A 12,257-nucleotide genomic window follows, 5' to 3' on the forward strand; every position below is an offset into this window, starting at 1 on the left:
ATTTTATGGCTGTGCGTTCTGCCGCTCTTCCACGATGTGGCCATCCTTCCATACCACAACGCCTGCGCCCACCTCTCTGGCCCTCTGCCGGGCCTTCTCCGCCGCCCGCTTCATGGCGATTTCCGCCGCTGCCAAATCGGGATCGCGCCGCTTGTTCTCCTTGCCGGAATCGACAGACTGATCACTCATGATTTCACTCCTTCCTCGATAAGCACGGGTTCGCTACCGGAATTGTCGTATAGCGCCCATTCATCGACCGCTGGTTTGTAGAGATTCTCGAAATTACGCAGCCCCGCCGCGAAACGCCGCCGAATGACCGGCTCGGGGATGTTGTGGCCGCCCTCGCGTACCCGCTGCCGAACCCGGGCAATGGCCAGTTCCGGCGAGGCAAGCCGGAGAAAAAATAGCTTGACGGTATAACCGTCTGACCGCCAGCCGGGAATCAAACCCGCGTAGCCCCGGCCGCTCAGCGTGGTCTCGAAGGCAAAACTCTCGGCTTTCCGGGCGTGGTTGTAAATTTCCTCCAGCATCAGCCGCCCGGCGCGGAAGGCTGCCCGTTCCGGCTCGAATGGGGCCAGTCCGGCGGCGATGAGATCGGCATTGACAAAACTCGGGCAAGCCGCCTCCTTCGGCAGAAATTCCTCGGCGAAGGTGGTCTTTCCTGCGCCGTTGGGTCCGGCAATGATGATGATTTTTTTCTCTGCTTGCCTGGTCATGTCCCGGTCTTCATTTCAACTCCGTCGTCGATCACGTCATCGGACTCGGCAGTGTCTTCATCCAACGCCGACAACGCTTCCTCGGCAATCTCCGGCACCTGGACGCCGCGCACATCCACTTGGCCGGTGACCATGTCGGAAATCAGTCGGGTGCGGTATTCGCGCATCAGCTCGATCTCGCGTTCCGCGCGCAGAACGGCCTTTTCAATCGGTTCTACAACAGTTCCTACATACTTTACTATTGCCTCCTGCTCCTTTTCCGGTGGAACTAAGATGTTAATTCGCTTCAGTTTATTGAGCCCAAGCACGCCTAGGGTGGTCAAATCTGTTCCAACGGAAATTTGCCCTACCACGTATGGCGCGCTTAGCGAATAGAATAGGAACATTGAATCAATCTGAGGTTTGAGCACTGCCAGCCTTCCTGAGAGGCAAATCTTTTGTTTCCTGAGCTGAACAACTTTCCCAACAGAGGCGACTCTTCCAATCGCCAAGTCACCGTTCTCAATTTGGAAACGCCTGTTTTGCTCCAAAAACACTTCTTCAGCCACACGATGGCCATCCCTTATGACGGTTCCATCTATGTCTAGATCTCCGACGCCCAGGAATGGAACTCCGTTAACGTCGAGTGGCGGGTTTCTATGTGACGATGCGGATCAATAACTCTTGATACCTGGCCTAGTCGAGCAACTTCCCAATGCTCCGGAATATCCCCGATCCATTCCACACCGCTGGGCTTGTGCTTGACATTGGGATCGAGCCCTCGGGTTACGGCCTGGCTGATGATGCCCTGCTTTTGCTCCTTGAGCAGTTCGATGAGCCGCCGCTTGTTGCGGATGAATGTGTTTGCCCTTGCGGTGAGCGCGTCAATGAATCTCAGGATCTGTTGTTGTTCTTCGGGTGGGGGCACAAGGGCACGAATAGAATAAAAATCATCTGTGTAAAGCCGCCAGAAGCCTTTTACGATTCCCTTAGTGGATTTGGTGAATTCTGTTATAAAAGGTGGGGTCTTGAATAGGAGTTCAAAGAATTTTGGGTCGTCATCTGTAATTGGTCGGAGAACCGTATAATCCGGGCTAACTACACCAGGCTGCTTTGCATAAGCAAAAACGCCAAGATGGGCCTTCAACCGGTTAAGAACTAAGTCTCCATTTTTGCAGAGCTTTCCGCCAGCGTAGGATTCTGACTGTAAACGCCATTTGTCGATTTTAGAGCTGTCAATTAATCCATGCTTTTGACTCATTGAAAGATGGGTTTCTCGCCCATTTTTAGAGCGCTCGTCCACTTCACGGAATAGATATCTACAACGATGCACCGCCCATTGAGCAGGAATCTTAGGAGCCGCAGGGCTACCGGAATCTTTGTATTCTGGATAGGGGGCCAGTTTCATCACTCAGCCTCGCCAACAATCTGTTCCAGCAGTCCCTCGGTCTCTTGCTCCAGAGCGTAGATATCAGCCTTGATTTCATCCAGCGTGCGCATGGGCTCTGGTTGGTAGAAATGGCGGGTGAAGGAGATTTCGTAGCCCACCAGTGTCTTACCCGGGTCGATCCAGGCATCCGGGGTGTAGGGCAGCACTTCGCGCTGGAAGAACGCTTCTATGCCGCCTTCTTCCAGCAGCGGCACCTGCTCGCTGTCGCGCAGGGCAGTATCCGGCTCGTACTCGACCACGCAAGGCTTGCCATTTATTTCGACCTCGAACAGGCCGTGGATGGGATCGGGCGTCGCTTTGCCCGGCTTGTGAATCTTCTTCAGCACCGGCGCAGCGTCCTCGCGAGTGTCGCACAGATCGCTTTGCAGCAGCTTCTTGCGCTTGGCGGTGAGCTTGATTCCATGCGCCTTGGCATCAGCGCCGCAGGTATCCATGAAGGCGTTGAAATCCAGGTGCGGTCCAGCACCTAGGTTCTCGGCCACTCGGCGGGCCAGCTTGGCCAGCGGCTCTTCCTTGGCCTTGGCGCAGATTCTCTCGAACCGTTCCAGATGCGCCGAACTCAGGTCAACGGCGAGGCGCAGCGGGCGAGCCACCGTCACCTTCCAGTAGCCGAAAGCCTCATTGGGGAAGATCTTGGATTTCTCGGTCTCGGCCGGATTCACCACCAGATCACAGATAGCGCAGATATGCTCCTCGGAGAGCTCGCAGTTCTTCTTGCCGAGATTGCGGCGCAGTGGCACGAACCATTCGGTGGCGTCAATGAGCTGGACCTTGCCCCGGCGCTCCTCGCTCTTGCGGTTGGTCAGCACCCAGATATAGGTGGCGATGCCGGTGTTGTAGAACATGTTCTCCGGCAGGGCAATGATGGCCTCCAGCCAATCGTTTTCGATGATCCAGCAGCGGATGTTGCTCTCGCCCTGACCAGCGTCGCCAGTAAAGAGCGACGAGCCGTTGTGGACCTCAGCGATGCGGCTGCCGAGGCGGGTGGCATGCTTCATCTTGGCGAGCTTGTTGACCAGGAACATGAGCTGCCCGTCGCTGGAGCGGGTAATCATCTTGTATTCCGGGTCGCCACCATGCTGGGTTACAAAGCGCAGGTCATTGATATCGCCCTTGCCGCCAAGGCGTTCGAGATCGGTCTTCCAGCTCTTGCCATAGGGTGGATTGGAGAGCATGAAATCGAATTCCTGGGACGGAAAGGCATCGCTGGAGAGCGTGGAGCCGTACTTGATGTTTTCGGCCCCGCCCCCCTCGCCTTTGAGCAGCAGATCGGCCTTAGCAATAGCATAGGTTTCCGGCTGCACCTCCTGGGCGAAGAGGTGGATGGAGACCTCCTTGCCGTGGCTTACGGCTAGCTCCGCCAAGCGTTCTTCGGCCACGGTGAGCATGCCACCGGTGCCGCAGGCCCCATCATAGACGAGGTAGCTACCGGATTCGATATCGTCGGCTACTGGCAGAAAGATGAGGTCGGCCATGAGCCTGACCACATCCCGGGGCGTGAAGTGCTCACCGGCCTCTTCGTTGTTTTCTTCGTTGAAGCGGCGGATCAGTTCCTCGAAGATGGTGCCCATAGCGTGGTTGTCGAGTGCCGGAAGCAGCTCGTTGCCGTCCACATCCAACACCGGCTTGGGGCTGAGATTGATGCGGGCATCTAGAAATTTATCGATGAGATGGCCGAGGATGTCCGCATCGATGAGCGTGGGGATCTGGTTGCGGAATTTGAACTTGTCGAGAATTTTCTGAACATTGGGGGAAAAGCCGTCCAGGTAGGCTTCGAAATCGGCCTTAAGCTGCTGGAGCTTGGCGCGGGATTTCAGGTCGCGCAGGGTAAAGGGTGAGACATTGTAAAAGGCCTCGCCGGAGGCCTGGCAGAGCGCGGCATGCTGGTTGGCGATCTTGGCGGTGTCCAACTGCTGCTTCATACCGAGCACCTTTTCTTTGGTCGGCTCCAGTACAGCATCGAGACGGCGGATGACCGTCATCGGCAGGATCACGTCGCGGTACTTGCCGCGTACATAGACATCACGCAGAACGTCATCGGCGATGCCCCAGATAAAGTTGACAAAGCTATTGTAAATTGCGTGGTTCATAAATTCCTGCTCTATGCCTACTTTGGTCTGCGCTGCTTATTGTGTGATTTGATTGAGATGCCGTTATTCACGCAGTAGTCCCGGAACAGCACCTCTACCCTATTGGCGATGGAATGGTGCTCGCGGACGCAGCAATACGAATCGCTTCTTTCAGGCTGGGCTCGATACGATAGGGTCAGCGTGGTGGTCTTGATGATAGCCATATCCCTCCCCCGGCAATTCACTGCAAATATACTGTAAGGTACTGTAAAGTCCCGTATAATCCAAGTGGTTATAGCGTGATAGGCAGTAAAAGATGGACCAGAGTCTAGGGCTGACTATCGCCTGTAGTTTATGAGCACAAACACTTTTATTGGGCCATATCTAGCCTTCGGCTGATCCCTACAGTGAAAAGCAGGAGCCTTAGCCTGGCTAGTACAAAGGCGATTGCGAAAGGGCACAACATGGACTTTAAGGAGATCAATCCACTTTGGAGCCTTGCTGATCCGCTGACCGTACAGCAGGCGGCAGCGCTGATTGCTGGGTTTGATCCAAATGCGGTTCGCTTCAATTCCGACGATGCAGCATACTTTGAGAATGAAACTGGGCTGACCGACAGCTATAGCATTGCGTGGGTTCAAACCGCATTCGCAGCGCTGACCAATGCGATCAACGGAGGCAAGCTGCGAGCAACTATTCGCCGATCTGCATGGGAACGGGGGTGGGATGAAGCGCCAGACTACGGCGAGCGCTTCACAATCGATATTGAATTACTGTCATCCGATATTGCTGAAGCATGGGAAGCAGACCCGACATACGCTAGGCGGCGCGGCATTATTTATCGGGTAGAACCGGACTGGAGCAAGACCACTATCGAACGTGACAACCTGCGCATCTGGCTGAAAGCTAGGGCATCCGCACCGGCTTTTTCTTCCCAGCAGCGACCGATGCCCCCGATTACCTTGACCCGACGAATCCCCGCTATGCTCCCAAGTTGGCGGCGGCGGTGCGGGCATGGCAAGCTGTGACCGATCCCAATGGCAAGCATCCGAAACAGGCGCTTGCGAAGTGGCTGCGCGAACATGCGGCGGAATTTTGTCTGACCGATGATAAAGGGAAGTTGAACGAAGCCGGTATTCAGGAAGCTGCAAAGGTAGCAAACTGGCAACCTGGCGGCGGCGCGCCCAAGACCCCCGGCGAGTAACCTACCCACCCCCTAGAGCCGCGCCAATGCTGGCTTTCAAGACTGGCGCAGTTTCTAACTTACTCCCCCCCACCGGGGAACTTGCCTACCCCCCCCCCAATTTTTCGCGGCGGGTTTTCTGGACTTGTCTGGCTATTCTGCCCGAAGTGGTGGCATCACAATTCGTACCCCTGTTCAACACCGCCCTACGAGGTACAAATATGGGTGCGATAATCCTTAGACTTCCCGCCGTGAAGGCCCGCACTGGCCTTTCACGATCGACGATTTACCTACATATTTCCGAAGGTCGCTTCCCCAAGCCGGTGCCCCTGGGTGCACGCGCTGTGGGCTGGCCTGAGGATGAAGTGAAGGCAATCAATGCGGCCCGCATTGCTGGAAAATCCGACGACGAAATCCGTGCGCTAGTGATCAAGCTTCACGCGGATCGCAAGACGCGGGCTTAAGGGGAGGCGGCCATGAATAGAACAAGCATGGGGCGCGCTGGCGCACCCCGGAAAACTTCTAAAAATCACTTCAATTTTACTAGCCTCGCTTCCCGTATCAAAGCGTTAATCGTCACCTTGGCTTTATGGGGCGTAATTCCCATAGGAGTGGCGGATTGGATTATTCGCCAAGGGAGGGCACACGATGATTAATCTCCCCCACTTCCGCGATGCCATCCGCGCTGCTGGGCTGGAACCGCCTGAGGTCATCGAGCCCGGCAAACGGCACCGATTCCCCGGCATCGGCAAGCGCCTGAGCAACCGGGCCGGATGGTGCCTCCTGTTCGATGACGGCTTAGGGGGCTGTTTTGGCGATTGGTCTTCCGGAATCGAAGCGGCCTGGCAAGCAAAACGAAGCACGCCCTATTCACAAGCTGAACGGGCCGCCTTTACACGCCGGGTCGAAGCAGCGAAGGCGCAGGCCAAAGCCGAACGGGATGCTAGGCAAGACAGAGCGGCTAACCGGGCAGCCACGATCTGGAATGCGGCGACGCCCGCACCCGAAACGCATCCTTATCTCCTTCGCAAAGGCATCCAAGTCCACGGGGCGAGATGGTACAAGGGGACGTTAGTGCTGCCCGTAGTGGATTTCACCGGCAAGCTGACCAGTCTGCAATTCATCAATGCCCATGGCGACAAGCGGCTCTTATCGGGTGGCCGCAAGCAGGGCTGCCTCATCCCCGTGTCCGGCCACAGGGGGGGAATCTCCCGTGTGATCCTCCGCATGATCCTCTGTGAGGGCTGGGCCACCGGCTGCACCCTGGCAGAGGATGAACCCACCGCCTGGGTATTAGCCGCCATCGACGCCGGAAATCTGCATTCGGTTGCCGTGGCCGCCCGCTGCCACTGGCCTGCCGCGGAGCTCATCATCGCGGGTGACGATGACCGGCTCACCGCAGGCAATCCAGGCGCCACTAAAGCGCAAGCCGCCGCGATGGCCGCTGGCGCCCTGCTGGCGCTGCCCCCGTGGCCTGAAGGGGCGCCAGAAACCTTAAGCGACTTTAACGATTTGGCGGTGTGGTTGCGCCAGACAGGAGGGGGAGTATGAGTTCTGATTTTTTAGCCCACCCTGAACCGCAGCATGCGCACAACACGCAAAATTCCTCTGAATCCAGGAATTCTGCGAATAATGCGAATTCTGCGTCTAGCCCTGCCCAACTCTTATCGGCGGCGGCTCCCCCCACCGAAGCGTGGCCGGCACTGGTGCCGCTGGATGCGCCCAACCTACCCCGCCTCGATTTGGCTCACCTATCTAGCTGGGCAGGGGATTATGCTCGCGCCTTGGCGGCCGCCACTGAGACGCCGCCCGAATTGGCCGCAGGCATGGTGCTGGTGACCTGTGCCACCGCGGCCGCCCGCCGCCTGGAGGTGGAGGTAAAACCGGACTACGTTGAGCCTTGCAATCTCTGGGGTGTGGTGGCCCTGCCCCCTGGCAATCGAAAAAGTGCCGTGCAATCCGCCGCCACCGGGCCGCTACTCGATTGGGAGCGGGAGCAATCCGCGCGTCTGGCCTCGGAAATCGCACGCCTCACTAGCGAGCACAAGACGCTAGAAGCACGTATCAAGGAGCGGCGCGGCCGGGCAGCTAGAGAAAAAGATCCTAGCAAGGCCGAGGCGCTCAAGCAGGAGGTTGCCGATCTGGAGGCTGAATTACCGGCAATCCCCTTGCCACCTCAGCTCTGGACCTCGGATGCCACCCCCGAGCAGCTGGGCAACCTGCTGGCTGCGCAGGGGGAATGTATGGCGTGGCTTTCCTCGGAAGGTGGCATCTTCGACTTACTGCAAGGCCGGTATTCCAGCGGCATTCCTAACTTGGATCTGGTCTTGAAGGCCCATAGCGGCGATTCAGAACGAGTAGACCGGGGATCACGCCCGCCGGTCTATCTCGATAGCCCACGCCTGAGTATTGGTCTCAGCCCCCAACCGGAGGTGTTGCGGGGGTTGGCCGCTAAGCCGGGATTCCGTGGCCGTGGCCTTTTAGCGCGCTTCTTGTATCTGTTGCCGCCCTCGCCGCTGGGTTACCGTACCTTGGACTCCGTGCCCATCCCGAAAGCGGTAGGCGAGGCCTATGCGGCGGGGATACGGGCCATGCTGGATTGGGAGGCCCTCACCAATGGGGAGAACGATCAGCGCCCCCACCGGCTGCGCCTAAGCCCTGAGGCCTATGCGGAGTGGCATGCTTTTGCCCGGGGCATCGAAGAAAAGATGCGTCCCGGCAACGCGCTGGAGCATTTCACCGACTGGGCAGGGAAGGCGCCAGGGACCGCTGCACGGCTCGCCGGCGTGCTGCATGGCATTAAGCATGCCCATGGCCGGCCCTGGGAGGCGGTGATCACGGCCGAGACCCTGAACGATGCCTTGGAAATAATGACCGTCATCACCCACCATAGTCTGGCAGCCCTGGAGATGATGGGCGCGGATCTTAGCATTGCCGCTGCCCGACGGGTATGGCAGTGGATCGAAAGAGGTCGACTGCCCCATTTCTCCATACGCGAGGCCTTTAATGCCCTGCGGGGCACCTTCCCTCGGGTTTATCGCCTACGCGAGGCACTGGAGGCGTTGGAAGAACGTGGCTATGTGGACATCATTGAGCCGCCGCGAGAAGGCCCCGGCCGTCCACCCTCACCCATCGTCAGGGTGAGGCCAGAAATTGTGGAGGGGTGGCGATGAGTTGGCGTGAAACGCTGGGAATGCTAGGCGTGACCCCTCACACTGAACATGCCTCTACGCGCAATTCGCACAATACGCAGAAATCCCCGGGGTCGAATCCTTCGGCAACGAGGACAGCTTCGGCAGATAAAGATTCTGTGGCCGCGGATTCCTTGACGCAATTTACGCACAATTCGCAAAAACCCCCTGAACCGGACCCTTCTGCGGATTATGCGGATTATGTGAATTCTGCGTCTAGGAATAGAGATTCCGAGCAAGCGGATTCCCAATTGCTGGAGGCCTTGGCCGAGGCCTGCCGTGGATTGCCCATTACCCCAGGGGAAGTACGGGAGGCCTTCACCCCGGAGGACATCGAGGAATGGCATAATGGCTGCCTCCCCCAGGACACCTTGGCTACCTTTGCCCAAGCGCTGGTGCAACGCCGGGAAATGGATAAAGGAAAACGCCCGGCCCTATACACCGAGCCTGCCAGCTGCCAGCATTGCGGGCCGGTCTGGCTGTGGTTCTCCGGCGAGGTACAGGGGTGCCCCTGGTGTTGGAACCGGATAGCTAACCGGCCAATACCGCGCCCCCAGCCGGTTCGCTGTGGGGGCTGTGCCCATTTTCAACGTATCGACCACCCACACCTGGGCCATTGCGCCCAAGGGGAACCGGAGGGTATCTCGGGCTTGTGGGATACCGACCGGCGCCATTGCGAGCGGTATCTACCCCGGCCGGAAGCCCCGAATGATAGTCATTCGAGATGGAAAGGGCTGGAAATAAAAGGTGAATTTTCCAAATGATTTCGGATAAATCTGGAGACGATTATGGGCGGCATGGGTAGCGGACGACACTGGTATCTTGGCGCAAAAGAGGCGACCACCGATTACCGAGCCATCGACGTGCGACTTTGGAAAAAAGAGGGCTTACTCAACCCCCATCAATTATTCGGCTGGCAATGGTCCCGCAACGGTAAATGCGTGGCATCCATCCAGATGCGCACTGAACCGGACCGGGTGATCCTCACCTATCGGCACCGAAGCTATGGCCAGGATTGGAAGGACGAAAGCTACCCTGTTTTTCTGGATTGGACCTCCTGCCATCTTGGTGGTCAACGCCCCTGGTTTCTCTGCCCGGCATGGAACTGCGGGCGACGCGTGGCAATCCTTTACGGCGGTGGCATTTTCGCTTGTCGTCACTGTTACCAGCTAGCCTATCCCAGCCAGCGGGAGAGCCCCGATGACCGAGCGGCACGGCGAGCAAACAAAATCAGGGAAAAACTGGGCTGGGAGCCAGGAATCCTAAACGGTAGAGGATGGAAGCCCAAAGGGATGCATTGGAGTACCTTCGAGCGGCTGACTACCCAACATGACGCCTTCGTGCAGGTTTCGCTTGCAGAGGTGGCGGGACGGTTAAACCTGTTTAGTAAATCGCTAGATAGCTGGATTTGAAGAATTAGCCAAGCTAGCGCCTAGCAATTTGGAGAGTGGGGGTAAAAGTGGGGGTAATTTTCGACTTTTTGCTAAAAACAAGAATGGCTTGATCCAGAAAATAACTCTAATCCTTTGATTTATATGGCGCGCCCGGAAGGATTCGAACCTCCGACCCCCTAGTTCGTAGCCAGGTACTCTATCCAACTGAGCTACGGGCGCGCAAAACAAAGCGTTTATTATGCGGAATTTTAAAAAAATTTCAATAAGCAAATCGCGTGCCAATTAGGGCTAAAGGCCCTAGCGCCGAATCTAGCCCTATTCGAAAGGGGCTTACGCAACAGCATGATATGAAATTTTATCATAACCCCGCTAAAAATGGCGGAGAGAGAGGGATTCGAACCCTCGATGGAGCTACTAACCCCATACTCCCTTAGCAGGGGAGCGCCTTCAGCCTCTCGGCCATCTCTCCGGAAAAAACCTATTTTTAACTTTAAATATCAATAATAACAGTTATTCGCTGCCCCCAGAAATAGCGGGTGTAGCCTGGAGTGCCGCTTCTGTAAGCTCTGACTCGGTGGCTGGCCCCTTACCGTTAGCCTGTTCCTTCTCGCGCTGGATACGCGCATAAATTTCTTCCCGGTGGACAGTAACTTCTTTTGGCGCTGTCACGCCAATCCGCACTTGGTTGCCCTTTACACCTAGTACAGTCACCGTGACGTGATCCCCTATCATCAGGGCTTCGCCGACGCGTCGAGTCAAAATTAACATAGGTCCCTTCTCCTCTTCTCAAAAATGGGCCCACCCGAATGGGTCCATGGTTTCGCAGCCTCCATACCGGGATCATGAACTCGGCATAGTAGATTCTTGCCTAATAATGTATATCCCGCTTTTCTGCTCGTGTCGCGCCTCCCTACCTGCTGCACACGCTGTTATTATGCTTTTACCAAATTGTAATATATAGCGTTATGTTTGGATAGTTTCTCTCTAAACCAATTTGACTCATCCATCTTAGATCATGAAACTATCCTTAGAGGGATGATGGTATTCTACCTGGTGTCTTTTCCAATTCAAATGCCGAATGCAGAGCCCGGACTCCAAGTTCTAGGTATTTTTCATCGACAACCACCGAAACTTTAATCTCAGAAGTTGAAATCATCTGAATATTGATACCTTCTTGCGCTAAGGTGTGAAACATAGTACTAGCAATGCCAGCATGTGAGCGCATACCTACTCCTACCACCGAAATCTTCGCAATCTTATCATCCCCCGTTACCTCACGGGCTCCCAAAGTCCGGGAAGATTCGCGCAAGATCTTAAGGGCTTTAAGGTAATCATTACGATGCACTGTAAAGGTAAAATCTGTCGTGCCATCTCGGCCTACATTTTGAATGATCATATCCACCCCAATGTTGGCACCAGAGATAGGGCCGAGAATATGGTAGGCAACACCTGGCTTGTCGGGAACCCCAAGGATAGTTAACTTAGCTTCATCACGATTAAAAGCAATTCCAGAAATCAGTGGCTCTTCCATTCCCTCTACCTCGGCTGTAATCAGAGTACCCTCCCCACTTTCAAATGACGACAATACCCTCAAGGGTACCTGGTATTTACTAGCAAACTCAACTGAACGAATCTGCAAGACCTTAGCACCGAGACTAGCTAGTTCAAGCATTTCTTCGTAGGTCAGATGGTCTAGCCGCCGGGCTTCAGGAACTACCCGTGGGTCGGTCGTGTAAACGCCATCGACATCAGTATAAATTTGGCACTCATCTGCCCCAAGGGCTGCTGTCAAGGCCACTGCAGTAGTATCAGAGCCTCCCCGCCCCAGGGTGGTAATATTGCCTTTTTCGTCCACCCCTTGAAAACCAGCCACAACCACAATCCGCCCATGGCTCAAGTCATCACGAATACGCTGGGCATCAATTTCCTGAATACGCGCTTTGTTATAGGCACTATCCGTACGGATATGTACCTGGGCTCCGGTGTAGGAACGGGCTGGAATACCACGCTTTTCAATGGCAATGCTAAGCAAGGCAATGGTGACCTGCTCGCCCGTAGAAAGCAAGACATCTAATTCTCGGGGATTAGGCTGAGTATCAATTTCATGGGCCAAGCCCAACAGACGGTTAGTCTCGCCACTCATGGCCGAGACCACCGCAACGAGGTCGTGCCCTTGCCGCCGGGATGCTACAAGTTTCTCAGCAACCGCCTCGATACGCTCGAGAGTACCGACGGAAGTACCACCAAATTTTTGAACAATTAATGTCATTTACCT

Annotated in this window: 15 protein-coding genes and 2 tRNA genes; 8 read left to right on the top strand and 9 right to left on the bottom strand. The window is 55.9% G+C overall.

Annotated features, from left to right (window positions below; all coding sequences use genetic code 11):
- Window positions 1-3: 3 nt before the first annotated feature.
- The 5 genes from E3U44_RS17495 to E3U44_RS17515 are packed head-to-tail and all read right to left on the bottom strand — an operon-like array spanning window position 4 to window position 4,235.
- Window positions 4-189: a hypothetical protein gene (locus tag E3U44_RS17495; RefSeq protein ID WP_134359355.1), complete on the bottom strand. Its 186-nt coding sequence runs from the start codon at window positions 187-189 to the stop codon at window positions 4-6.
- On the bottom strand, window positions 186-716 hold the full coding sequence (locus E3U44_RS17500) for an ATPase (RefSeq protein WP_134359356.1): 531 nt from the start codon (window positions 714-716) through the stop codon (window positions 186-188). Before E3U44_RS17500 ends, E3U44_RS17495 begins: the two co-directional genes overlap by 4 nt.
- The gene (locus E3U44_RS17505) at window positions 713-1,318 is read right to left on the bottom strand and encodes a restriction endonuclease subunit S (protein ID WP_134359357.1); all 606 of its coding nucleotides are present in this window, start codon (window positions 1,316-1,318) and stop codon (window positions 713-715) included. Before E3U44_RS17505 ends, E3U44_RS17500 begins: the two co-directional genes overlap by 4 nt.
- Window positions 1,300-2,103 (bottom strand): restriction endonuclease subunit S, encoded by an 804-nt coding sequence (locus E3U44_RS17510; protein ID WP_240761838.1) that lies wholly within the window; start codon window positions 2,101-2,103, stop codon window positions 1,300-1,302. Before E3U44_RS17510 ends, E3U44_RS17505 begins: the two co-directional genes overlap by 19 nt.
- Window positions 2,103-4,235 (bottom strand): type I restriction-modification system subunit M, encoded by a 2,133-nt coding sequence (locus E3U44_RS17515; RefSeq protein WP_134359359.1) that lies wholly within the window; start codon window positions 4,233-4,235, stop codon window positions 2,103-2,105. The genes E3U44_RS17510 and E3U44_RS17515 overlap by 1 nt, the downstream gene beginning before the upstream one ends.
- Before the next feature lie 443 nt (window positions 4,236-4,678).
- Here E3U44_RS17515 and E3U44_RS17525 point away from each other — a divergent pair, with 443 nt between their 5' ends.
- From E3U44_RS17525 to E3U44_RS17560, 8 genes are all read left to right on the top strand, one after another.
- Window positions 4,679-5,242: a hypothetical protein gene (locus E3U44_RS17525; protein ID WP_134359361.1), complete on the top strand. Its 564-nt coding sequence runs from the start codon at window positions 4,679-4,681 to the stop codon at window positions 5,240-5,242.
- Window positions 5,239-5,418, top strand: a complete 180-nt coding sequence (locus E3U44_RS17530; RefSeq protein ID WP_134359362.1) for a hypothetical protein — start codon at window positions 5,239-5,241, stop codon at window positions 5,416-5,418. The genes E3U44_RS17525 and E3U44_RS17530 overlap by 4 nt, the downstream gene beginning before the upstream one ends.
- 200 nt (window positions 5,419-5,618) lie before the next feature.
- Window positions 5,619-5,861, top strand: a complete 243-nt coding sequence (locus E3U44_RS20510; protein ID WP_134359908.1) for a helix-turn-helix transcriptional regulator — start codon at window positions 5,619-5,621, stop codon at window positions 5,859-5,861.
- A 12-nt stretch (window positions 5,862-5,873) separates the two neighbouring features.
- A complete protein-coding gene (locus E3U44_RS17540) occupies window positions 5,874-6,053 on the top strand; it encodes a hypothetical protein (RefSeq protein ID WP_134359363.1) in 180 nt (59 codons plus the stop codon).
- The gene (locus E3U44_RS17545; RefSeq protein ID WP_134359364.1) at window positions 6,046-6,948 is read left to right on the top strand and encodes a toprim domain-containing protein; all 903 of its coding nucleotides are present in this window, start codon (window positions 6,046-6,048) and stop codon (window positions 6,946-6,948) included. Before E3U44_RS17540 ends, E3U44_RS17545 begins: the two co-directional genes overlap by 8 nt.
- Window positions 6,945-8,570 carry a YfjI family protein gene (locus tag E3U44_RS17550; protein ID WP_134359365.1) on the top strand — a complete coding sequence of 542 codons (1,626 nt, stop codon included), beginning with the start codon at window positions 6,945-6,947 and terminating at the stop codon, window positions 8,568-8,570. Before E3U44_RS17545 ends, E3U44_RS17550 begins: the two co-directional genes overlap by 4 nt.
- Window positions 8,567-9,352 (top strand): hypothetical protein, encoded by a 786-nt coding sequence (locus E3U44_RS17555; protein WP_134359366.1) that lies wholly within the window; start codon window positions 8,567-8,569, stop codon window positions 9,350-9,352. The genes E3U44_RS17550 and E3U44_RS17555 overlap by 4 nt, the downstream gene beginning before the upstream one ends.
- A gap of 24 nt (window positions 9,353-9,376) precedes the next feature.
- The gene (locus tag E3U44_RS17560) at window positions 9,377-10,000 is read left to right on the top strand and encodes a hypothetical protein (RefSeq protein WP_134359367.1); all 624 of its coding nucleotides are present in this window, start codon (window positions 9,377-9,379) and stop codon (window positions 9,998-10,000) included.
- A 124-nt stretch (window positions 10,001-10,124) separates the two neighbouring features.
- Here E3U44_RS17560 and E3U44_RS17565 read toward each other — a convergent pair.
- From E3U44_RS17565 to E3U44_RS17580, 4 genes are all read right to left on the bottom strand, one after another.
- A tRNA-Arg gene (locus tag E3U44_RS17565) sits at window positions 10,125-10,201 on the bottom strand.
- A gap of 157 nt (window positions 10,202-10,358) precedes the next feature.
- Window positions 10,359-10,451 (bottom strand) — tRNA-Ser (locus E3U44_RS17570).
- Window positions 10,452-10,492: 41 nt separating this feature from the next.
- The gene (csrA, locus tag E3U44_RS17575; RefSeq protein ID WP_134359368.1) at window positions 10,493-10,750 is read right to left on the bottom strand and encodes a carbon storage regulator CsrA; all 258 of its coding nucleotides are present in this window, start codon (window positions 10,748-10,750) and stop codon (window positions 10,493-10,495) included.
- A 259-nt stretch (window positions 10,751-11,009) separates the two neighbouring features.
- Window positions 11,010-12,251 (bottom strand): aspartate kinase, encoded by a 1,242-nt coding sequence (locus E3U44_RS17580; protein WP_134359369.1) that lies wholly within the window; start codon window positions 12,249-12,251, stop codon window positions 11,010-11,012.
- Between the last annotated feature and the right edge of the window lie 6 nt (window positions 12,252-12,257).

This window comes from Nitrosococcus wardiae, assembly GCF_004421105.1.
GTDB classification, from domain to species: domain Bacteria; phylum Pseudomonadota; class Gammaproteobacteria; order Nitrosococcales; family Nitrosococcaceae; genus Nitrosococcus; species Nitrosococcus wardiae.